General features: G+C 59.7%; 20 protein-coding genes. 3 read left to right on the forward strand and 17 right to left on the reverse strand.

Annotation, left to right across the window (positions count from 1 at the left end):
• Positions 1–310: 310 nt before the first annotated feature.
• Together ACCC84_RS11870 and ACCC84_RS11875 are read right to left on the reverse strand one after the other, a co-directional pair.
• Entirely contained in the window at positions 311–694 is a 384-nt protein-coding gene (locus ACCC84_RS11870) for an acyl-CoA thioesterase (RefSeq protein WP_004958505.1), read from the reverse strand.
• A 402-nt stretch (positions 695–1,096) separates the two neighbouring features.
• The gene (locus ACCC84_RS11875; RefSeq protein ID WP_039991714.1) at positions 1,097–1,459 is read right to left on the reverse strand and encodes a helix-turn-helix domain-containing protein; all 363 of its coding nucleotides are present in this window, start codon (positions 1,457–1,459) and stop codon (positions 1,097–1,099) included.
• A gap of 1,033 nt (positions 1,460–2,492) precedes the next feature.
• Between ACCC84_RS11875 and ACCC84_RS11880 the strand changes: the two genes are divergently transcribed.
• Together ACCC84_RS11880 and ACCC84_RS11885 are read left to right on the forward strand one after the other, a co-directional pair.
• The gene (locus tag ACCC84_RS11880) at positions 2,493–3,125 is read left to right on the forward strand and encodes a response regulator (protein WP_039991716.1); all 633 of its coding nucleotides are present in this window, start codon (positions 2,493–2,495) and stop codon (positions 3,123–3,125) included.
• 1 nt (position 3,126) lies between these two features.
• Complete coding sequence (locus ACCC84_RS11885) at positions 3,127–6,756, forward strand: response regulator (protein WP_371901936.1); 3,630 nt, start codon at positions 3,127–3,129, stop codon at positions 6,754–6,756.
• A 22-nt stretch (positions 6,757–6,778) separates the two neighbouring features.
• Here the strand turns inward: ACCC84_RS11885 and ACCC84_RS11890 are convergent, their stop codons facing one another.
• The 4 genes from ACCC84_RS11890 to gbpA form a co-directional block, all read right to left on the reverse strand.
• On the reverse strand, positions 6,779–7,417 hold the full coding sequence (locus tag ACCC84_RS11890) for a response regulator transcription factor (RefSeq protein WP_004958523.1): 639 nt from the start codon (positions 7,415–7,417) through the stop codon (positions 6,779–6,781).
• A 346-nt stretch (positions 7,418–7,763) separates the two neighbouring features.
• On the reverse strand, positions 7,764–8,501 hold the full coding sequence (locus tag ACCC84_RS11895; protein ID WP_102991036.1) for a carbonic anhydrase: 738 nt from the start codon (positions 8,499–8,501) through the stop codon (positions 7,764–7,766).
• Between the two features lie 200 nt (positions 8,502–8,701).
• Positions 8,702–10,033 (reverse strand): PepSY-associated TM helix domain-containing protein, encoded by a 1,332-nt coding sequence (locus tag ACCC84_RS11900; protein ID WP_371901937.1) that lies wholly within the window; start codon positions 10,031–10,033, stop codon positions 8,702–8,704.
• 130 nt (positions 10,034–10,163) lie between these two features.
• Positions 10,164–11,582, reverse strand: coding sequence for an N-acetylglucosamine-binding protein GbpA (gene gbpA / locus ACCC84_RS11905; RefSeq protein WP_004958531.1), 1,419 nt, complete (start codon positions 11,580–11,582; stop codon positions 10,164–10,166).
• A 318-nt stretch (positions 11,583–11,900) separates the two neighbouring features.
• On the opposite strand from gbpA, the gene gspS reads away from it, so the two are divergent.
• Entirely contained in the window at positions 11,901–12,296 is a 396-nt protein-coding gene (gene gspS, locus ACCC84_RS11910; protein WP_273872383.1) for a type II secretion system pilot lipoprotein GspS, read from the forward strand.
• A 3-nt stretch (positions 12,297–12,299) separates the two neighbouring features.
• Here the strand turns inward: gspS and ACCC84_RS11915 are convergent, their stop codons facing one another.
• The 11 genes from ACCC84_RS11915 to gspD are packed head-to-tail and all read right to left on the reverse strand — an operon-like array spanning position 12,300 to position 22,145.
• Positions 12,300–13,076 carry a prepilin peptidase gene (locus ACCC84_RS11915; RefSeq protein ID WP_198773800.1) on the reverse strand — a complete coding sequence of 259 codons (777 nt, stop codon included), beginning with the start codon at positions 13,074–13,076 and terminating at the stop codon, positions 12,300–12,302.
• Positions 13,069–13,533: a type II secretion system protein M gene (locus ACCC84_RS11920; RefSeq protein WP_371901938.1), complete on the reverse strand. Its 465-nt coding sequence runs from the start codon at positions 13,531–13,533 to the stop codon at positions 13,069–13,071. Before ACCC84_RS11920 ends, ACCC84_RS11915 begins: the two co-directional genes overlap by 8 nt.
• Entirely contained in the window at positions 13,530–14,681 is a 1,152-nt protein-coding gene (gene gspL, locus ACCC84_RS11925; RefSeq protein ID WP_371901939.1) for a type II secretion system protein GspL, read from the reverse strand. The genes ACCC84_RS11920 and gspL overlap by 4 nt, the downstream gene beginning before the upstream one ends.
• A 10-nt stretch (positions 14,682–14,691) precedes the next feature.
• Positions 14,692–15,594: a type II secretion system minor pseudopilin GspK gene (gspK, locus tag ACCC84_RS11930; RefSeq protein ID WP_273872376.1), complete on the reverse strand. Its 903-nt coding sequence runs from the start codon at positions 15,592–15,594 to the stop codon at positions 14,692–14,694.
• The gene (gene gspJ, locus ACCC84_RS11935) at positions 15,591–16,172 is read right to left on the reverse strand and encodes a type II secretion system minor pseudopilin GspJ (RefSeq protein WP_198773804.1); all 582 of its coding nucleotides are present in this window, start codon (positions 16,170–16,172) and stop codon (positions 15,591–15,593) included. The genes gspK and gspJ overlap by 4 nt, the downstream gene beginning before the upstream one ends.
• On the reverse strand, positions 16,169–16,531 hold the full coding sequence (gene gspI, locus ACCC84_RS11940; RefSeq protein ID WP_198773805.1) for a type II secretion system minor pseudopilin GspI: 363 nt from the start codon (positions 16,529–16,531) through the stop codon (positions 16,169–16,171). The genes gspJ and gspI overlap by 4 nt, the downstream gene beginning before the upstream one ends.
• Complete coding sequence (gspH, locus tag ACCC84_RS11945) at positions 16,528–17,046, reverse strand: type II secretion system minor pseudopilin GspH (RefSeq protein WP_198773806.1); 519 nt, start codon at positions 17,044–17,046, stop codon at positions 16,528–16,530. The genes gspI and gspH overlap by 4 nt, the downstream gene beginning before the upstream one ends.
• A complete protein-coding gene (gene gspG, locus ACCC84_RS11950) occupies positions 17,043–17,480 on the reverse strand; it encodes a type II secretion system major pseudopilin GspG (protein ID WP_198773807.1) in 438 nt (145 codons plus the stop codon). The genes gspH and gspG overlap by 4 nt, the downstream gene beginning before the upstream one ends.
• A gap of 32 nt (positions 17,481–17,512) precedes the next feature.
• Positions 17,513–18,718, reverse strand: a complete 1,206-nt coding sequence (gene gspF, locus ACCC84_RS11955) for a type II secretion system inner membrane protein GspF (RefSeq protein ID WP_198773808.1) — start codon at positions 18,716–18,718, stop codon at positions 17,513–17,515.
• A 2-nt stretch (positions 18,719–18,720) separates the two neighbouring features.
• A complete protein-coding gene (gene gspE / locus ACCC84_RS11960) occupies positions 18,721–20,193 on the reverse strand; it encodes a type II secretion system ATPase GspE (protein WP_371901940.1) in 1,473 nt (490 codons plus the stop codon).
• Positions 20,194–20,195: 2 nt separating this feature from the next.
• Complete coding sequence (gene gspD, locus ACCC84_RS11965; protein WP_273872375.1) at positions 20,196–22,145, reverse strand: type II secretion system secretin GspD; 1,950 nt, start codon at positions 22,143–22,145, stop codon at positions 20,196–20,198.
• Between the last annotated feature and the right edge of the window lie 45 nt (positions 22,146–22,190).

The following is a 22,190-nucleotide window of genomic DNA, read 5'->3' on the forward strand; positions in this document are numbered from 1 at the left end:
TCGGGCTTCCAGATTGATCATGGTTGCCGACCAGGCAGTGCTCCGTTGTCCTGCAAGCAGGGAGATATCCATCTGTGCCCTCGTTAACGATCTGTGACAGTGCTGGGCAAAAGCATATAACAACGTTTAGGCACTTGCATGTGCGCTTGCCGCACTGGCGAGGAGCATGGCACAGGTTTGGCAGCGGAGAAAAGTTTTATAGCGGGTAATCACCATGGTCGGTAATACACTATCGGTGTGATGCATCTGGGCAAGCGGATAAAACGCCCTGCTAGCGCTGGCTAGCCGGGCGGTTAGCGTAGCCGTGCGGTTATTCAAACAGCTGCGCCAGACTTTCCGGCACCGACGGGCGGCCATTGACCAAACAGGTGGCGACAAATACCGCTTCGGCGTAGACCACATTATTCACCAGAATTTGCTGCTCGAAGTTCACCCGGTTGCGTTTTTCACTTTTTACCGGTTTGCAGGTGACCACCATGCTGTCGCCGGCCTTCAGGCTCTTCTTAAACTTGAGCGAATACTCCAGCAGCATATGGACGCGGCCCTGCTTGAATTCCTCCTCGATATCCAGCCCCAGCGCTTCTGCCATAAACGCATGGCGCGCCCATTCAAGGTAGAAAGGGTAATAGAGGCCGTCTACCACGCCTTGAAAATCGACATGCCTGGGATCAACGTCATAGTTTTTGCTAAACATAAGTTATTTATTCCTATCGATATTTGCCGGGGCATTAGTTGCAGCGCTTAACGTTAACGCATTTATAAGGTTTTAACCAAACAATGTTGACGCTAAGGGGAGGGCACGCTCTTCCCGGGCGCACTGCCGGATGATGAGCCTCTGGCAAACGGCCTTTCACCCGGGGAGGGTTGGTACCGGCTCATGGCAATCAGACCGCGATAGGCGGATAACGCTTGCCGCAGGGGTCAATGAAAGGGATTTTTAGTTGGAATAATAGCGTGGGGGGCGCTAAATCAGCGTTGTAGCCCCAACTGGGCAAAGTGCGAATGACGCGGTTAACGGTAATTTTTATTTTAACACTATTTTTATATTTTTAATGGTGTTTGAAAAGCAATTCCCTGGTGCCAAATGTTATTTTTGTTAGCTGTTTCGTAAAAAATTACTTTCGATAACGCTAATGGCAGAGCTGTTGTTGGTAAAATAGTGGAATAAAGTATAACGGGTGGAGATATTTAATCTTTCCTTAATATTGCTGGCATGGCTGTAAACGGTTTTAACACTCAGGGTGTGTTTCTTGGCAATTTGATTGGTGCTCATGCCACGCATGATTTCGCGCATTACGCGCATTTGCGCCTCGGTAATATTAATGTTTTTTATGATGGTTGCATAATGCTCCGCGCAACTGCGCAAACGGCCTGAGCCTATTGCTGTGTTTATCTTATGCAGGATTTCCTCAAGGGCGCTGTTGCTATCGATATAATCATCACCAAGATGATGGGGCATTTTACTCCTGATGGGATCGGCAATGAAAATGCAGCGACGGTGGGGAAACAGTGTCTTTAGGGTTTTCAGCCGTAATACCAATTCTATCAATGATAGGTCATATCGGATGTCTATGATTAAAAGTTCGGCTGTCGGGGGGATGGTGACCGGCTGTGAGCCGATAAGTTGGCGTATGGCAACCCTGGTGAAATGGCACGGTGTTATTACATGGCAGCTTTTCATAATTGAACCCTTGGCAGGGAATGGAGAATTGACATGTTTTCCATAAATTAGCGCTATCCTTTAGTGAATGAATGATGGCATATAACAGCATAATTAATGGGCGTTATTAATGGGAATGGCGGAGCGATGCTGTAGGGAAAGGATTCAGCGCTAACGGCTTGTCAGCAATGGAATTGTACGGTGATAAATGCGCGATTTTCAGCATCGCGCAAAGGGTATAAAAAATGTTAAATCTGCAGGAGGTTGTTAGGTGATACGCTCTTTCATCGGCACAGGGGAATAGCATTTCCTCTGCTTGTCATCCATGCCTTACAAATTCCCTCATATTATCCGATTCACAATTTTTAACCTTTTGCTACGCTGCCAAGGCGATTAACGTCCAAAGAGACCTGTCGCATCACTATCTTCGACAACCTTTTAATTTTATCACCAGGAAGAAAATGATCGGCATAATTATCACTTTCAGCATAATCTGCGTTCTTTGCGTATTCAGCGCATTCAGCTTTTGGCGGCATACAAAATTACGCCAAAGGACAAGACTCTATTCGTACAAATAAATCAGGTCTTGGCGCCAGCATGCGGTGGCCCGCTGCCGGTTGCCAGTCCAATGGCTTTATCTTTTCTACTAAAATGGCGTGATGTGACTTCGTAAGCCGGCACAAGTGCCGGTTTTTCTTATTACTTGAGCATTGATAAAGCTGGTGTGCGGAAAGTTGGTAAAAAGGATCTCGCTGTTTTCAACGCAACGATACCCATCGCGTGTGGTTTATACTATTTTGATTACCTGGCGAAACGGGAGTTAAACACCAGCATGGCATCCATCTTTATCATTGACGATCACCCGGTAGCCCGCCTCGCGGTACGTATGTTGCTGGAAAACGCCGGGCATCAGATAGTGGGCGAAGTCGACGACGGGCTGCGGGCTTTACAACATATTCGCAACATGCAACCCACGCCAGACATTGTAGTCGTCGATCTGGACATTCCGGGCTTAAGCGGCATTGAGCTAATGGAGAAGCTGCGCCACGGCGGTTTTGACGGCGGGCTGCTGGTGCTGACCGGCCGCGACGACGACCACTACGTCAGCCGCTGTCAAGGTGCGGGTGCGGATGCCTTTGTCAGCAAGCGCAACAACCTTGAGGAACTGGCCGACGCGGTGCGTGCCATTGAACGCGGTTATGGGTATTTCCCGCTCAAGCGTCAGGCGCACGGTGCACCGTCAATGTTTACACCCGATAGCGAGGTGATAGCCGGGTTGTCCAACCGCGAGCTGCAGGTGCTGCAACACCTGGCGCGTGGGGTGAGGGTGATTGATATTTCCCAGCAGATGCACATCAGCACCAAGACCGTCAGCACCTACAAACGGCGCATCTTTGAGAAAGTGGGGGTGGATTCGACGCTGGCGCTGGTGGATTTTGCCCGCCGCCATAACCTGGACGTCTAACGTGCAGGCCCTGTTCCGCGCGCTGCTGTTAGCGCTGCTGACGCTGAGCCTGGCGCCGACGTATGCCGATGCGCCGGCGCAACCTCTGCTGATCAACAGCCGAGAAAGCTATTCGCCAACGGCGTTTCATTTGGACGACCGGGTGTGGCGCTGGTTGGGGAAAAAGTATGCCATCAACGTCGCCGTTTGGCGTCCGTCGATCCCGCCGCTGGACATTTTTACCGATGAGGGGCGTTTCGAGGGCATCACCGCTGACTATGTGCTGTTGATTTCGCAGTATCTCGGGCTGCGCGTCAACGTGCATGAATACCCCAGCCGTGACGCTGCCATCGCCGCTCTGCGCAAGGGGGCCGTCGATCTGGTAGTGGACTCTTCCGGCAAGATGTTTCCGCTGGACAACGGGCTGGAGATGTCTGACCCACTGATCGGCGACAACCCGGTGCTGGTGCATGCATACCGCCGCGATAATACCCCTTCCCACTATCAGCAAGGCATGCAACTGGCGGTCTCGCGCTGGTACTACGACCATGACTGGCTGCAGCAACGCTTCCCCGGTGCGCACATCGTGCGTTTCGACTCCGACGATGAGGCGCTGTCGTCGGTGGCCTTTGGCGACAGCGATTTTTATATCGGCAGCCTGGTCACCACCACTTACCTGATCGACCGCAACTACAGTTCCTACCTGGAAATACAAACCAGTTATCCAGAGCGTGATACCGGCAGCCGTCTACTGCTGCGCAAGGATCAGCATATGCTGCTAGACAGCATCAATCGGGTACTGGCGGTCATTCCCGACAGCCAGCATCAGGTGATCCTGCAGCAGTGGGGCGAACGGGCCGATCTGTGGCGGGTGCGCAAAGAAATCGCCTTCAGCGCTCAAGAGCAAAAATGGCTGGCGGCCAATCCGACCATCAAGGTATCGGTCAATGAATTCTATGCGCCCTTTACCATGATCGATGCCGACGGCAATTTTTACGGCGTTACCGCCGACGTGTTGCGCTTGATTGAATTGCGCAGCGGGCTGAACTTTCAACTGATGTCGGCCGGGGCGGTGGACGCGATGATGGAGCAGGTCGCCGACGGTGAAGCCGCGTTTGTCGGCGCCCTTAGCGCCAGCGGGGAACGTAGCCAAAAGTTACTGTTTTCCCGCCCCTATTTCAGTTCGCCGTTTGTGCTGGTGGTCAAGGCCGGCCGTGAGCAGGGGCGTCCGCTGGTGGCCGGTGAGCGGGTAGCACTGGTAAAGGGGAATGAACTGCGGCGCGACTTGCAGGCGCGCTATCCGGGTATCGAGATCGTTGACGCGCCCAACGCCAACCTGGCGATGCAGTGGGTGGACGAAGGCAAAGTGGATGCGACGGTGAACACCCTGTTTGGTTCGTCCTATATGATCGGCCACTATTTCAAAGATCGCCTGAAAGTGGCGGAGCGCGTCGGCAAGGATGTGGCGGCGATCCGTTTTGCCGTTGGGCGCGATCGGCCGGAGTTATTGAGCATTCTCAACAAGTCGCTGGAGAGCATCAGCCCTAACAATATGTCTGCCATTCTGAGTAAATGGCAAACCCGGCCGGACGTGCAGCTTAACACCTGGCAGCTGTACCGTACCCAGTTCTGGTTGCTGGCTGGCGGCGGCGGTGCGCTGGTGCTGACCTCGCTGCTGTGGATCTTTTACCTGCGGCGTGAGGTAGCCGCGCGCCACAAGGCGCAACAGGGATTGCAGTCGCAGCTGATGTTCAATGAAACCCTGCTCAACAGCGTGCCGATCCCGTTGTATGTGGTCGATCGCCACGGTGAACTGGTGATGTCCAACCCGGCGTGGCGTAATTTCTTCCACGGCGAGGCGCGTGAAACAGGGCTATGCGGCCCGCAGCACGTCGCCAGTCCGTTGCATCAGGTCTGGCAGACGGCGGCGGAGCGATTGCTCGACCAGCACAACCCACATCACAGCCACACCGACACCGTCGATATTTTTGACGGCGAGCGCCAGCGTACGGTGGTGCACTACGCGGTCACCTACGCCCGGTCGGATGCGCATGTCGACGGGCTGATCTGTGCCTGGATGGACATCACCGAGCACCAGGCGCTGGCCAAGGCACTGCATGACGCGCGCGAAAACGCCGAACAGGCTAACCGCGCCAAGAGCACCTTCCTGGCAACCATGAGCCATGAAATCCGCACCCCGGTCAGCGCCATCATCGGCCTGCTGGAGCTGGCGGTAAAAACCTCTGACCAGGCCCGCGACCGCGAAGATCCGGTGCGGGTGGCCTGGGAATCGGCGCGTTCGCTGATGGGGGTCATCGGTGACATTCTGGATATGGCGCGCATCGAGTCCGGCCGGCTGGAGCTGTCGCCGGAATGGCTGCGCACTACCGAGCTGCTGCCGCCGGTGGTGCGGGTGTTTGAGGGATTGGCGCGGCAGAAAGGGCTGCGGCTGCGCAGTTCGCTGCCCACGCAACTGCCGTACGAAATCTTTGTCGATCCGCTGCGCATCCGCCAGGTGATTTCCAACCTGGTCAGCAATGCGGTGAAGTTCACCGAACAAGGCGGTATTGATATCGATCTGGATCTCGCCGCGCTGCCTGACGGCCGCGCGCAGCTCAACATCAGCGTGCAGGATAGCGGGCGTGGGATTAGCGAGGCAGAGCAGCAGGATATTTTCGACCCCTGGGTGCAGGCGAAAAACGGCAGCGTGACCGGAGGATCCGGGCTGGGGCTGGCGATCTGCGCGCAACTGGTGAACATGATGGGGGGCGAGATCGCGATGAGCAGTCGCCCAGCGCAGGGAACCCGGGTCAGCTTCAGCATCCCGGTGGATCAACACCATGAGCGGCCGATCGGCGCAGTGCTGCAAGCGCCGGAACCCGTGGTGCGTCACGTCGCGCTGCGTATCTTGATCGTTGACGATCATCCGGCCAATCGCCTGTTGTTGCGCCGCCAGCTTGGCCACCTGGGTCATCAGGTGACCGAGGCGCAGGACGGCGAGCAGGGCTGGATGCTGTGGCAGCAGCAACGATTCGAACTGGTGATCACCGACTGCAGCATGCCCGGCATGGACGGCCTGGCATTGACGCGGCTGATCCGCCAGCATCAGACTCAACCCACCATCGTCATGGGGCTGACGGCCAATGCCTGGCCGGAGGAACGCCAGCGCTGCCAGCAGGCCGGCATGGACGATTGCCTGTTCAAGCCGCTGCAGTTGCAGCAGTTGCAGAGCATACTGGCCGACGCGGCGCAGCGCCTGCATCCACAGCTGGCAACGGCAGCGGCCGCGCAGGGCGTTGCGCTGGAAGCGCTGGTAAACTATCAGGGCCTGCGCAACTTGACCCAGCATGACGATCGGCTGATGGGGGAGCTGTTAAGCGCCACCCTCAACGGCAATCGGGCGGACTTGCAGGCGGCAGATCAATGCCTGGCAACAGAAGCGTGGCTGGCGTTGGCGAAGCGTATTCACAGCATCTCCGGGGCGGTGCAGATCGTTGGCGCGCAGCAGGTGGCCGAATGCTGTATCCGGCTTGAGCGGTTGTGTCAAAAAGAACCGTTGGAGCTGGAGGCGATCCGCCAGCAGTGGCAGGCGGTACGGCGGAGCGTCGACACGCTGAACCAGGCGATCGAGGCCTGGCTGGCGGCGCGCTGAGCGTGGCAGCGTCATGCGTTGATTATTCAACCAGCGCGTGACGTTCCGCCAGCGCGATCAGATCGACCAGATTGCGTGCATCCAATTTAGCCAGCAGCCGCGTCTTATAGGTGCTGATGGTCTTGTTGCTCAATAACAGTTCGTCGGCTATCGCCTTGTTGCTCCAACCCCGCGCCAGGTACTGCAATACCACCAGTTCACGATCGGACAGCGTAGCCAACCGCTGCGATTCGCTGCGGTTTTTTTCTGGCGCTATGGCGGCAATGCCTGTGCCGTAGCAGGATGCCGGCAAATACACCCGACCGGCGCGCAGCGTTTTCAGCGCTTCCGCCATCCCCTCCAGCGCGTCTTTTTTGGCGATAAAACCCTGCGCCCCTGCCAGCGCGCAGCGGCTGGCGAAATGCTCCTGCACCTGGGAGGAGATCACCAGGATACGTGTCGTCATGCCCAGGGCGCGCAGACGCGTGATCACTTCCAGCCCATCCATTTTGGGAATGCCGAGATCCAATACCATCAGCGCCGGGTTCAAGGTTCGCGCCAGGTTCAGTGCGCTTGCGCCGTCACCGGCCTCGCCCAGCACCTCAATGCCCTCGCGTTCTAGAATCAATCTTATCGCCATGCGCATCAGCGGATGATCGTCGACAATTAAAGCACTTTTCATGGGATCCTCGTGGTGCCGTCTGGTTTTGGCAGTCTGATAAACGTCATTTTCCGCTGGCGGCTATCGGACGCGTCCTACGCCGCCGGCAGAATGCGCCGACAGCGTGAAAAATTAAAAAAAGCTAATATTATTAAACAATAACGGAATTACTCACCTCCGAGGATAATCCTTTGGTTGCCGCTGTGGCTGCGGCAACGCTTTTTTCCCCGAGGCGGGTGCTACCATTAGTGATAATGTAAAATCAGGGCAGACGCAGTGGGTCTGTCCTTTTTGTTGCCGTTAACACGGCGGTTTGCCTATAGAGCCGCAGTGTGTCACTGCGGCTCCAGATAGCCGAGACGGGGGATCAGGCGAGAAACTCGACCTTGCCGCCGACCAGGTGGTAGAGGGCGCCGACGATCTTGATTTTCCCTTCCTGCTCCAGTTTGTTCAGCACCGAACTGCGGCGACGGATGTCCTGCAACGTCATCTGCACGTTGGTGCGGGCCACCGCATCGACAAAGTCGTAGTTGCTGGCGCTGCGTTCCCCGTCATAGCGGGTGGCGGCAATGGCCGGTTTGATCTTGTTCAGCAGTCCGGTCAGGTTGCCCAGTTCGGCATTGGCGATGGCGCCCTTTACCGCACCGCAAGAGGTATGGCCCATCACCAGCACCAGCTTGGCACCCGCCAGCGCACAGGCAAATTCCATGCTGCCGAGGATGTCGTCGTTCTCAACGTTACCGGCCACCCGGCTGTTAAAGGTCTCACCGATGCCGGCGTCCAGCAGGATTTCGGCCGGTGCACGTGAATCAATGCAGCTGAGGATCACCGCCGAAGGATATTGCCCTTTCTGGCTGGCGCGCTTTTGCGCCAGGTAGTCGTGCTGCAGCATTTTGCCGGCGCGAAAACGCTGATTGCCGGCCTTCAGGGATGCGATCACCTCATCGGGGGTCATGTTATCGCGTTGTTCCTTGCTCAGCGCGGCGGCGAACGACACGGCGGGCAGAGAAAAACCGGCTATGCCGGTCATTGCCAGCGCGGACAGGCCAGCGGTGCGTTTCAGCAAGCTGCGACGGGACGTATTTTGTTGCTCAGAGTGAGCCATGCTTATCTCCTGGATAAAGAAAGAACGCGGCATATCAACTGCCGCAGCCGGTTATCAGACCGGCTGCGGCGGATAGCCGCCAAGAGTGGTGCCTGTTTCATTACCCGGAATTATTGGTGTGATAAGAATTTTCTTGTATCGGTGCGCTGCACGCGCAACGTAGTCCTGCGCCTCCTCTTTTGTAGTCCATGGATGACAGGCTACCTGCGGCGGCTTAGCGCGCTGTCCAGCAGCAACAGCAGCAACAGGCTCAGGCACAATAGCGGCATCAGCCAGGCGCCAAACGCCGCCAACGGCAGTAATCCGCTCTTTACGCGCCAGGGCAGCCTGCGCCATAAAGCGACGATCCCCTGTGTGCCGGGTGGCGTGATGGCGAGCGTCGCTAAACGACGCCACCACATCAGATACCCCCAGACGATCATCAGGCACAGTGCGATACCGAACAGCGCCAGTAGTAACTGATTGATTACGCCGAACAGCACGCCCATATGGGCATCTATCCCCCAGCGAATCAGTTTGCCGACCAGCGGATACTGTGCGAACGCCAGCCGATCGAGGATCTTGAAGTTGCTGGCGTCAATGGCCACTGCGTCGACCTGGGTTGGCCAACTGCGGTCTATCTCGCTGACCGTCCAGGCGCGGTCAGCGGCGGCGGGTGGGCGGATTTCTACCCTGGCGGCGTCGATGCCGTGCAGACGTGCCTGGAGCAGCACGCCGTCGAACAGCCCCGGCCACGGGTTGCGCGGCGCGGTGCTCAGGGCGGCGTGTGTGCCGTGGTGTGCGTGTTCATCACTCTGCGCCGTTACCGCGCCCAGCCCGGTGTTTAACGCCGGTGATTGCCAGTGCAGCCATTGCCGGATCTGGCTAATGTTCTCTCCTGCCCATTGCGACCAGGTCAGCCCGGTGGCGGAGAACAGCAGCAGCAGCGGCAACAGCACCACGCCCAGCGTCGCATGGCGTCGGCGCAGATTTTTTTTAGCCGAGGGTTTGCGCAGCACCCAAAGCGCCACGCCGCCCAGCGCCGCAACCCACAGCCAGGACGCCGCCAGCTCGCTGTAGTAGCGGCCCAACGGGCCGAACAGCGTACCGCTGTGCAGATAGTCGATGGTCATGCGTAGCGGCAGCGCGCCGCTGGTGCCATACACCGTGGCTTCGCCCAGCACCGCCAGCGTAACGGGATCAATGAACAGCGCGCGGTTTTCGCCGGCTTTCAGCGTGGCATCGCTGAACATCACGCGGGTACTCTGTCCCGCGCTCGGCGCCGGGCGTACCGCGACCAACGGCGTCTGCACCCCGGCCACCCGCTGGGCGGCAAAAATCTGTTGTTCCAGCGATCGCGGGGCGCCCTGGCTATCGGTAAACAGCAAATGGGCGTACAGGCGGTTTTCCAACTGCGGCGTCAGCACATACAGCGTGCCGCTGAGCGCCGCCAGTAGAATGAAGGGGCCGATAAACAGGCCGAGATAAAAATGCAGGCGCAGCATCAGCGCCATCAGCGTCGAGCGCTGGGAAGAAGCGGGCGTGACGGACATGGCATTTCCAATGAATGAAATAACGCGTGAGGATCCACATATGACGCGGATAAAAATAAAAAATCGCGCGGTGAGTCATTTCTGAGCCCGGCCACGCGATTTGGCTTACTGGTTTAACGCTGCGGAACGATTATTTTTCGATCCAGGCGTCCTGCCAGTTGGAACCTACGCCCGGCACATAGTGAGGGGCATTGATGTTGCACCAACCGCTGTAAGGGAACGGCTTGCACTCATACACTTTGTCAGTCTGAGGTTGCAATACCACGGTGCCGGCCTTGTAGTTGCCCAGTCCTTCCGGATAGACGAACTCATAGTCGCCGCCGCTGCTTTCCGCACGCAGGGAGAAGTTGAAGCTGTCCTGAACGCTCTGGCCTTTGTCGTTGGTACCGGTGATCACCAGGGTGTATTTGCCGGCGGTGACATCGCTCAGCGGAATGTTAAAGCCCTGAGCGCTGTCTTCCAGCGCACCGCTGAAATAGCCTTTGGCATTGTTGTCGGCGTCAAAGATTTTGCCTTCCAAGGCCAGTTTGCCATTCACCGCCAGGTCGAAGCTGATGGTCGCCGCGTGGTCGGTAATAATGTACTGATCCTGCAAACCGTTTACGCTGAAGTTGCCAACGCTGCCTTCTTCGGCAGGAGTCACCTGGATCTCAACCCGCACCAGGCCGCTATCTGCTTTAGTGTAAAGGGTATTGTTGCCGTAGGTCGCTACCACCTCACCGCTGCTGTTTTTGCGGCCGGCGCGCAGATTGTCCTGCTCCTGATTGATCTTGCTGGCCAGGGCGTGTGCCCATACGCTCTTCTCGCCCTGAGCGGCCGAGTTGATGACGATTTCACTGGACAGATCCGGGCGTTCGCCGTTGGCGTCGAACACGCGACTTTTCACGGTAGAGCCTGGCAGCAGATCAATGGTTGGCATGATGTTGCCGATGGTGTTGCTCCACGGCGACGGCACGCCTTCATAGTCTTGTTCGAATTCGGCATCGATCATGTGGTGGAAGGTGGCGGCGGTGTCGGATACGTCCCAGGTGCCGTAGATCACATGGTAGCCGCTGCGCTCAGGCACGTCGCAGGTGTGAGTGGAGGTGCCGGTGGTTGAGGCCGGGCCGCCCGGAATGACGCAGAACGGCGTCAGTTCCAGCGAGTCGCGGGTCAGCGGCTGGTTTGGATTCCAGTTCTCTTTGGTGATGTAGTATTTGAAATCGGCGATCGGGTGGGCTGCCAGGAAGCGCCAGGTGAACTCGTTCGGGCCAGACTGCATTTTGCGCTTGGTCCAGCGATCGGCGGTCTGTTCGTTCAGTTTGACGCCGATCCAGTTGGTACCGCCGCTGGCACTGGCCAACTCACCGTCACGCGGGCCGGCTGCCGGGAAGCCGTCCGGACCTTCGCCGGTGCTTTGCGGCTCATACTGCGCTTGGCCGCAGTCGCTGTTCTGGCCCATTTTGCACAGATAAGCACGTGATTCCGGTTTCTCAATGTAGCCGTGGGCAAACGCACCGCCGCTGACGGTCATGGCCGCGATGGCCAACATGATCTTGTTCAGTTTCATCTTTATGTTTCCCTCTCCATGATGTCGAAAAATGCAAATGGCCGCCGGACTCGGGCTGACAGCAGGTGTATCGGCGACCGTGGGCAAGACTAAGTAAAACCGTGCACAATCCGTACTTAACAGACCTTAATCTCGGCGAGATTAAGGCGTTAATGCGCTTCGCCGCCTGTACGACAGCGCGGCCAAAAAGGGCTTAAAATCAGTAAGGGGGGAGAGGGGGCTTAAACAGTCTTAATCCATTGAGGGTGCCTTGTCAGCGTTAAGGGGCTGACCTAAGATAGTTGAATCTTTTGCCAATTCTCGGTGGGTTACTCCGTTATGCAACGCATGCTTCGTTCATTTTCCTTTGCCGCCGCGGCGGTGGTATTGCTGGCCGGCTGTCAACAGACCGCCCTGCAGCCGCAGACGCAACCGTCGCTGACCGCGCAGTTGGATCAGCTGTCTGCGCTGTTGGCCGGTAGCCAGTTCCTGCGACAACATTGTGCGCGTACCGATATTCCGGATGACGCCAGCCTGCAGCGTAGCGCGATCGGGGTGGCGCAACAGCGTGGCTGGAATACCCAGCCGGCGGAGTATCGCCAATTGCCGGTGCGCGCCCAGCAGCGTTATCAACAGTTGCAACAGGACGGTACGCCGCTGCAGCAAAAATGCGCCGCCCTGAATACCAGCACCGCACGCTTTATTGCCGCTGCACAGTCGGACGCCAGACAGTAAAACTCAGCTCAATGCGGCGTTATGCAGGAACAGCCCCCAACCGCTCAGCGCCAGTAAGGGGCCGAACGGTAATGGCGCATCGAGCGGCCGTCGATGGCTCAGCCGAGCTGCCAGCGTGACCACAATCCCCGCCGTCGCCGCCAGCAGCAGCAACGTTGGCAAGCTGGCCCAGCCCAGCCAGGCGCCCAACGCCGCCAACAGTTTAAAGTCGCCATAGCCGAGCGTTTCTCGCCCGGTCAGCAAACGAAAAGCCCAATACAGCAACCATAGGCTGAGGTAGCCGGTCATGGCACCGATCACCGCGTCCGCCAGCATGACCGTGCCGCCGGACAGTTGAAACAGCAGTCCCAGCCACAGCAGCGGCAGTGTCAGACAGTCCGGCAGCAGTTGGTGGTCGTAGTCGATCAGCGCCAGCGCCAGCAGCAGCCAACCCAGCGCCCAGGCGGCAAGCAGCGTCGGGCCGGGTTCAATGCACCACGCGGCGGCCAGCGCCAGCCATAGCGCCGCCAGTTCGGTCAGCGGGTAACGGCGCGCAATCGGCGTTTGACAATGACGGCAGCGACCGCCCAGCAGTAACCAACTGAGCAATGGAATATTGTCACGCCAGCCAATCGGGATTTGGCAGTGCGGGCAATGCGATCGCGGCCACCACAGCGAATAGGCGCCGGGAGCCGATTGCAGCATGCGCGGCAAGCGGTACACCACCACGTTGAGCAGGCTGCCGATACACAGCGCCAGCGCTGACAACAATAGCCAATGTGGCCAGTCGAGGTCATTCATCGCCCAGGAACCTCAGCGTGCCGCTCAGTTGCCCGCCGGGTTCCGCCTGCAAGGTCAATTGGCTGACCTGTACGGCATGGTTCAGCTCTAACTGCGTCAGCCAGGCCAGCAGCGGCGGGAAAGGCTGCGGCGGCAGCGTCAGCAGGTCCGCTTCGCCCTGAACCAGTGCGATCTGCATTTCGGTCGCACTGCGTTGGATCAGCGCCGGGCGCGTTTCATCGCCTTGCTGTGGCTGCTGCCGTTGCAATGCCTGCAACCGTGGCTGCTGCAATTGTATCCACTGCAGATCCTGATGGGCCCGCAGCTGGTGGTGCCATTGCTGCTGCCGCCAGTCGTTCAGTGGTGCCAGCAGTCCATGGTAAAAAACCAGTATCAGCAGTACCGCGGCGCCCAGCAGCAACAGCCCGCGTTCACGTCGGCTACATTGCCGCCAGCGCAATGTGAAGGTTTGCATCATGATTCCGGCCTCGTCAGCGTCAGTCGGGTGGTTTGCCCCGGGGCGGGCTCGGTCAGTATGCTGAACGACTCGGCAGCAAACCTGGCCAATAGCGGTTGCAGCCGCTGTTCCGGCGTGGACAGGGTTAAGGTCAGGCGTTTGCCGTCCCAGTCGAGCGTCTGCAGTTCACCGGGGGGCAGAGCGTTGAGCAGCGCGCTGCTGTGCGCCAACAGCGCCAACAGCCCGGGTTGCGGCAGTGCGGCCTGCGCGTCGGCAATGCGCTGCGCCACTTGTCGACGCGGCTGGGTGGCAGGCAGCGCCGTCGGAAAATAGCGTTGATAGAGCGCAGCGGCCTGCTGTTGCAGGCGTTCGGTTTGCTGCCGAGCCTGTAGACCGCTCCACAGCGGCTCGACAATGAATGACAGCAGGCAACAGCACGCCAGCGCCAGCGGCAGACGATGCCGCTTACTGGCGACGGCGGCAGGGCGGCGAACGGCGAACTCGCCGTGCAGCATATTGCAACGGCTGTTTACCACGCCCTGTGCCAACAGCGCCAACGGCGGCTCAACGGCAGCGGGTTGCCAGGCGACGCCACTGGGCACCGGCCGATGATGACAAAGGATATCGGGGAATAACCGCAGCAGCGGCAACGCGCTCTCGGCCGCATTAAAACCCTGGTAGTCGCCGCTGCGCACCAGCCATTCGTTGCCCAGCAAGGTGGCGCTGGAGCAGGGCAATGCCAACACGTCCGGCAGCGCGCGCCGTGGCTGCAATCCCCAGGCGGTCAACTGGCTCAGCCAACGTTTCAGGTGGCTTTTGTCCACCGCCGCCAGCCAGTAACGGTTGTCTTGTTGCTGTAATACCGTTACGTGCAGTTGTTCAATTTCACCCAGCGCAAAGTCCTCCAGTTGCCACAGCAGCGGTTGCGGCGTGTTGCGGCGCAGCTTGCCGTCGAAGCTGACCTGGCGCAGCAGGATGCGGCCGGCCGGCAGCAGCAGGATGAGGTTGCCATCCGTGATCGGCAGATTGTGCGTCGGGGCGTCTGGTGACAAACTGCCTTCCTGCGCCGCGCCCTGCGCAGGCTGGTAGCGCCAGTGCCACGCGGCATCCGGCTCGCTCGCAATACGCATAATCACCTGACCACGCCGGTCGTTTGGTTGTTTTTTCATGCTGCCCCTGTTATTCGGTGATGCCATAGCGGCGTTCGGTAACGCGAAAACCCTGTTCTGAGCGCACCAGGCGGCTGCGTAGCTGATGGCGGTGCTGGCCCTGTTCGGTCCACAGCCGCAGTTCCATATCATCGCTACTCAAGGTGACGACGCTTTGCAACTCGGCAAAGGCGTTGACCGCCGCGTCGTTCGGCGGCTGGCCAATCAGCGCCGCCACGCTGGGCCAGCCGGTTGCCGGACGAGCGGCGAGCCGCGCTTGTGCCTGACGTGGTGAAAGATGCCCCTGCGTCAGCGCCGTCAGTAGCTCGGCACCGGCCGCGCCGCTCAAGGTATTGGCGTTGATGCGCAGCCGATGATGGGGCTGAACGCACACCAGTGGTTGCAACCGCTGCCACCGTGGGCGGTCGACGCCGGGCAGCGCGCGCAGTTGGCTGCTGTCCCGCAGCGGAGTGGCGGCCGCCAGGCTGGCGGTCAGCGTCGCGGCTTGCGTTTCATTCATCCCTTGCTGGAGCATCAATTGCTGGAACAGACGCTGGGGCAGAGGGGCGCGCGCAGGCGCCGGCGTCGTTGCCTCGGTCGGCTGGGCGCGCACTGGCCTGACGGCGTTCAGATTAAAGCAGGCGTGGTTGTCACGCAGTTGATAGGCGACGGTGACGTCGTCCAGTTGAAAACGCTGGCCGGCCTGTGCCCAACGCTGGCCCAGATGCACGCTGTCGCTCGGTAAGCCCTCCAGCAATTGCAGACGTACCCACTCTTCCGCGCCAAGCAACGTCCACTTTGCCTGCTGGCGAAACTGCTGGCTTTCGGCACGGTTGACGGCGCGCAGCCAGTATTCCTGCGTGTTGACCGCTACGGCGGCCATGGTTGCCACCATCAACAGCACGATCAGCAACGCCATACCGCGTTGTTTCATGACTCCTCCGTGATGAAAATCACCCGCTGCAAGCTGCCGTACCCGTCCATGTCCAACGTCACCTCAATCGCCTGCGGCAGGGCATAAGCGGCGAACCAGTTATCCAGCCACCGGCCGTTGAGCCAATAGCGCAGGCGCATGGCGCTCACCTGTGGGAACTGCGTGCGGAGCAAGGGCTCGTCCTGCGGCGGGTAGCCGAAGCTGTGGCGCTGCAGGCGTTGCTGGTGCACACGCCATACCACCTGTTCCAGCGAGGCGCGCGGCAGGTAGCCGCCGGGGTTAAACCAATTACGCCGTAGCAGCCGCAGTTGCTGATTGTCGCCCGGCAGCACCAGCGATGCGCCATTCAGTTGCCGCGTGCTGGTTACCGGCGGCGTTAGCGCCTGGGCAATATCCTGTTCCAACAGGCTGAATGCGCGCTGTGCCTCCGCTAACCGCCCGACATGCTGCCGGCTGAGTTCACCACTGCGCAGTACGCCCTGCAAAATCTGGAAGCCGATCAGACCGATCAGCGCCAACAGCGCGAGGGCGACCAGCATTTCCAGCAGCGTAAAACCGCGTTGTGTCATCGCTCTCATGGCCGCGCCTGGTAACTGCGCAGCAGGGCCAGCGGCGCGGCATCCTCGACATCCAGCCGCACTTCGATCTCCACGGCGCGCAGTGCGGCAGCGGAGGTTGCCACTCCGCGCCAGCGCCAGTGCCACTCCAAACCGGCCATGACGCTGACGCCATGGTGCCAGCGTTCTGCCGGCCACACCTGCTGCAACCGCAGCAGCGTCAATTGATTGTCGGCGACCCAGGCGGCAAACTGTTTTTGCTCCAGGCGATCGAGATTACGTATCTGCTCGCCGCTGGTTTTCATTACCGCCAAACCGGCCAGCGCCAGGATCGCCAGCGCCACCATTACCTCCAGCAAGGTCATGCCGCGCGCTTTCACCCAACGGATCCCGGCTCAGGGGCGATGATGCGCGGCGGCTGGTTCTCCGCCAGCAGCCGCAGCTCGAAGCCGCTGACCTCACCGCCCGGCATAAACAGAATGCGCGGTTCCAGCCCCTGATCGTGCAGCCGGGAACTGAGCGGCAGCTCATGACCTTCCAGCAACAACTGCAGGCTGGCACCCTCAGGCAGTGGGGGGAGCTGCGCCGACCTGCCGTTATCCACCGGCTGCCAGTAACGGCCTGGCCAGTAATAGCTGGGCTGCCCGCCGTCCGACGTCTGCACCAGTTTGACCAATTGCCACTCCCGGGCGGCAACCGCCAGTCCGTACACCTGGCCTTCCTGCACCGCACGTTCATTGGCCCATTGCAGTTGCGCAGACAGGCGCTGTTGGTGTTGCTGTAGTGCCGGTTGGCCGGGCAAGGCGCCGATGACCAGCGTTGCTACGCCGCCAAGCAACACCAGCACCAGCATGATTTCCAACAGGCTGAATCCGCTGCTATTTTTTTTGTTCATCGGGTGTGATCCTCCAACACCCAGTTGCCGATATCGTCCTCGTTGCCGCTTTCGCCATCCGGGCCGGATGAGAACACATCGACAGTGCCGTGTTGCCCGGGGCTGACGAGGTGATAGTCAATACCCCAGGGATCCTGCGGCAGACGGCGCAGATACCCGTCGGAGCGATAGTTGCGCGGCAGCGGCGCCAGTAACGGCTTGCTGACCAGTGCGCGGATGCCCTGCTCGGTGGTGGGGTAGCGGCCATTGTCCAGTCGGTACATATCCAGCGCATTTTCCAGCGTCACGATATCGCTGACGGCTTTTTGCCGATCGGCCCGATCTTTGTTGCCCATCAGACTGGGAATGGTCAGGCTGGCGAGTACGCCGAGAATGACGATCACCACCATGATTTCCAGCAGGGTAAAACCGCGCTGATGCGTTGTGTGTTGCATGCCGTTGTCTCCGGTATTATTGAGCCTGGGGTCTAGGCCATCAGGCTGTTGAGTTGCAAAATCGGTTGCAGGATCGCCAGAATGATAAACAGCACCACGCCCGCCATGCTGACCACCAACAGCGGTTCAAACAGGCCAAGCGCCAGCGTCATTTGGCTGATGAACGCCTGATCTTGAATATCGGCGGCACGACCGAGCATGTTGTCCAGCTCGCCGCTGCTTTCGCCGCTGGCGATCATATGGCGCATCATTGGCGAGAGCAGGCGGGTCTGTTCCAGCGCCGTGGCCAGCGAGCAGCCTTCTCGCACCCGATCGGCGGCCTGTAGCAATTGGCGGCGGGCGTGATCGTTGGTCAGCACCGCGGCGCTGATGTGCATGGCCTCCAGCAGCGGCACCGCGCTGGCGTTGAGAATGCTCAGGGTGCGCGCATAACGTGCAACGTTGAGCCCCAACGCAATGCGGCCAACCACCGGCAGCCCCAGCAGTCGGCGGTGCCAGCGCAGCCGGTAGTGCGGGCGGCGCAGCAGACGCTGCCACACCAGCAGGGTCAGCAGTACTGCCAGCAGCAGCCACAGACCGTAGCTGCGCACCAGATCGCTGCTGGCGATCAATAAACGGGTGCTCAGGGGCAATACCTGCTGCATATGGGTGAACTGCTCAACCACTTTGGGCACCACTGCCGTCAGCAGAATGGCGATGACGCCAAGCGCCACCAGCGTTAGCGTCAGTGGGTAGAGCAATGCCTGCATCAGCTTGCTCTTCAGGCGTTGGGTTTGTTCGCTGTGATCCGCCAGCCGCGCCAGCACCGGCGCCAGATGGCCAGAGGCTTCGCCAGCGGCGATCATCGCGCAATACAGCGGGCTGAAGGTGCGGGGAAACGCACCCAGCGCCTCCGCCAGCGAGGCGCCCTCCAACACCTTGCTGCGCAACTGCTGGATCAGGCGCGCCTGCGGCGGTTTTTCACACTGTTGCGCCAAGGCCCGCAGCGCTTCCTCCAGCGGCAGCGCCGCGCCAACCAGCGTCGCCAGTTGACGGGTGAGCAACACCAGATCGCCGCCGCGAATGGCGCCGCACCGGTCGCGCGTCGGCCAGCGGCTGGCCGTGGCCGGCGCAATGCTCCATACCTGCAACTGTTGCTCACGCAGCCGCTGGCGGGCGCTGCCCGCCGAGTCGGCGCTGATTTCGCCGCGCACCACCTTGCCCTGCGGATCGCGGGCGCGATAACGGTATTGGTTCATCTTCAATTCTCTCGGGTCACGCGCAGCACTTCTTCCAGCGTGGTTTCGCCGCCAAGCACTTTTTCCAATCCATCGTGGCGAATGCCCTGGCTATGGCGACGGGCGATATCCAGCAACTCGGGTTCACTGTCGCCGCGGGCGATCGCCTGGCGCAGCGCATCATCCACCGGCAGCAATTCATGGATACCGGTACGGCCGCGGTAACCGCTGAAATTGCACTGGTCGCAACCGACCGGCTGATAGCATCGCCATGGACGCGGCGGCAACGCCGACAGGCCAGCCTGTCGCAGGCGTTGCTCGTCCGGCTCAAACGGTTGGCGGCAGTGCTGACACAGGGTGCGTACCAACCGTTGGGCCAGCACGCCAATCAGTGAGCTGCCCAACAGGAACGGTTCGACGCCCATATCGCGCAGGCGACCGATCGCGCCGAGGGCGCTGTTGGTGTGCAGCGTGGATAGCACCAGATGGCCGGTCAGCGAGGCCTGGACGGCGATTTGCGCGGTTTCGCCATCGCGGATTTCGCCGATCATCACCACATCCGGATCCTGGCGCAGAATGGCGCGTAACCCGCGCGCAAAGGTCATATCGACTTTGGGGTTAACCTGGGTCTGTCCGACCCCCTCCAGCTCGTATTCCACCGGATCCTCTACCGTCATGATGTTGCGTTCCTGGCTGTTCAGCCGGTTCAATGCGGCATACAGCGTGGTGCTTTTGCCTGAGCCGGTAGGGCCGGTGACCAACAGGATGCCGTGCGGGTTGAGTATCAATTCCTCCAGCGTCTGACGCTTGGCGGCGTTCAGGCCAAGGTGGCCGAGATCCAGCTTGACGGTATTTTTATCCAGCAGGCGCAGTACCACGCGTTCGCCATGGCTGGCGGGCAGGGTGGAAACGCGCACGTCAATGGCGCGGCCGCCGACGCGCAGCGCAATGCGGCCATCCTGCGGCAGGCGTTTTTCGGCAATGTCCAGCCTGGCCATTACCTTGATGCGTGACACCAGCACCGGCGCCAGTTGGCGCTGCGGGGTGAGGATCGAGCGCAGTACCCCGTCGATGCGAAAGCGGATCGTCAGCCGGCGTTCAAACGGTTCGATATGAATGTCGGAGGCGCCTTCCTTGATGGCTTCAGCCAGCATGGCATTGATCATGCGGATAATCGGCGCGCCGTCGTCGCTGTCGAGCAGATCCTCATCCTGCGGCAAGGTGTCCACCAACTGATAGAAGTCGACCTCGTTGCCCAACTCCTCCATCATTTGCCGTGCCTGGTTGGAACCCTGCTGATAGCTGCTCAGTAGCGCCTGCTCAAAAGCGGTATCGTCCAATGGCAGCAGCGTGCACGGTGGCAGTACGCGACGCGCTTCCAGCATCGCCTGTACGCTGGCACCGGTGCGAAACACCAGTTGATGCTGTTGATCCAGATAGCGGTACAGCACGCCCTGTTGTTGTGCCCAGGCGAAAGGCAGCGGTTTTGCTTCCATGCTTATCCCTTACGATAAAATGCGTCGATGTCGCGCTGGATCTCTGCCAGCGCATGGCTGTTTTGCGGCAGTGCCAGTTGGTCATCAAGCGCCTGGGTCAGCTGCTTGCTGGTTTCGCCGTCGGCCTGCTGACGGTTGAACTTGTCCAGCCTGCCGTTGCTGAGCCGGTTGTAGGTTTCCTGCTCGCGAATGATGGTCGGGCGGATGAACAGCATCAGATTGCGTTTGGCGGTTTTTTGCGATTTGGCGCCAAACAGATTGCCGAGCAGAGGAATACGGCTGAGCAGCGGCACGCTACTGTTCTGATCGTTATGGGTGGTGTCGAGCAGGCCGCCGACCACCACCGTATCCTGGCTGCCGACCAGCACCGCATTGCGCACGGTTCGGGTATTGAACGTCGGGCCGAGGGCGTTGTTGCCGGCCTGCGCATCGACGCTGGAGACTTCCTGTTCGATCTCCAGCAGTACCGAATCACCCTGGTTGATCTGCGGTTTGACCTTCAGCTTGATACCGACGCTTTTGCGTTCGACGGTGTTGAACACATTGTCGCCGCTGGTGGTCTGTGAACCGCTGAGCACCGGCACGTCCTGACCGACGTTGAATTCGGCCTCCATGTTGTCGAGGGTGACGATACTGGGGGTCGCCAGAATATTGTTGCGGCCGGTGGTTTGCAGCGCGGTGAACAGCCCGGCCCAATTGCCATGATAAAAACCGGCCGCCAGCCCGCTGACCTTACCCAGAGTGTCACTGATGCCGCCGGGCTGCATGTCTGCCACCGGAGCGCCGGTGTCAGGATAGTTGGTGCCGCCGCCGTATTTGTTGAACCATTGCACGCCGAGGCTCATGCCGTCGGCATCCTGCACTTCGACAATGATCGCTTCCACCAGCACCTGCGCGCGGCGGATATCCAATTGCGCGATCACCTGTTCCAGATCGCGCAACATATCCGGTGCGGCGTTGATGATCAGTGCGTTGGTCTGCTGATCGGCCTTGATCACCACGTTTTTCAGCATCGCCACATTGGGGATTGCCGCAGCGTCGGTCGGCTGGCTCTGGCCTTCCTGTAGCGAACTGCTGACGCCGTTCAGCACTTCCAGCAGGCTCTGTGCCTTGGCATATTTCAGATAGACCACTTTGGTGTTGCCGCGGGTTTCCCCCTCGTCATCCAGCTGCAATACGGTATCGATCAGCCGTTGGCGGGACTTTTCTTCGCCGCTGATCAGCACCGAATTGGTGCGCTCATCGGCGACAATGTTCGCTTTTTGCCGGCCGTTGGCGGATTTGCCCTGATCCTTTTGCAGCGTGTTGACGATCCGCGCCACCTCACTGGCCGAGGCGTGATCGAGCTTGATGGTTTCCACCGCGTGGTCGCCGGCGCGGTCGACATTGTCGACAATGGCCAATAGCTGGTTAACCACCGCCGCGCGGCCGGTGATCAGCAACACGTTGGACGGATCGTAATGCACCACGCTGCCGACCGCGGCGTCATTGAGCTGCTGCAGCAAGGGCGCCAGTTCTTTTGCGGTGACGTTGTGTAACGGCACCACGCGCATCACCACCTCATCGCCGATCGCCGGATGCTCACCGTCCACCAGCGGGATCGCCGCGCCCTTGGCATTTTTGGCCGGCAACACTTTCAGCACGCCGTTTTGCATATCCACCACCGCAAAACCGTAGACGTCCAGGACGCTAAGAAAGAACTGGTAATATTGCTCCTCATCCAGCTGTTCATAACTGCGTACGCTGATATTGCCCTTCACCGCCGGATCGATAATCACCGTTTTATGCAGATTCTTGCTGACGGTATTGATGAACTCATGGATGTCGGCATGGTTAAAACTGGCAGAGTAAGCGCCAGCTGTTTCGGCCCTGCCGGCCGTGGGCAGGCACAGTGCACTGGCCAGCAACAGGGCGACGCAGAATAAACGGGAAACGGGGCGCTTGATGATCATAATCGGTCTTCGGTTCGGGCAGGTCGCACGCGGCGGCTGCGGCTA

Origin of the sequence: Serratia odorifera, assembly GCF_041448735.1 — a bacterium.
GTDB classification, from domain to species: Bacteria; Pseudomonadota; Gammaproteobacteria; order Enterobacterales; family Enterobacteriaceae; genus Serratia_F; species Serratia_F odorifera.